A 440-nucleotide genomic window follows, 5' to 3' on the forward strand; every position below is an offset into this window, starting at 1 on the left:
GGCATAGGTGATGGCAGACAAGGCGACTTTTATCTAAATTTACCTCTTTATAAAGACCTTTTCGCGCTTCAGCTTTGGGGCTATAAAAAGCTAAGAGACGAGGATAATTACAAAGGCGGCTATCAAAAGAGTGATAAGAGAAATTTAAGCGCAAAGCTTTGGATCACTCCAGATGAGCACAATAAATTTTTCATCCTTGGCTCAAGTGAAAAACACGACTACTCGCGCACCATTGGCAAAACAGCCACTATAAAGACAAATAAGGTTTTAAACGCCTATGACTACGAGAAAAAGAGCTATGGTGTGGGCTACCTTGGTGAATTTGATAGCCTAAATGCCGATATCAGCTACATTTATGATGAGACGCAAAGAACGAGCCTTTTTGACAGCCTCATACCTGCAAAAGCTAAAAATCACAACTTCAACTCTAAATTTACAAT

At 39.5% G+C, this 440-nt stretch carries 1 pseudogene; it reads left to right on the plus strand.

Annotated elements, in window-relative coordinates:
- Positions 1-440, plus strand: a pseudogene (locus tag CYP05_RS07575) (TonB-dependent receptor domain-containing protein); the annotation flags it as partial.

It is taken from the genome of Campylobacter concisus (assembly GCF_002913545.1).
Classification (GTDB): domain Bacteria; phylum Campylobacterota; class Campylobacteria; order Campylobacterales; family Campylobacteraceae; genus Campylobacter_A; species Campylobacter_A concisus_AV.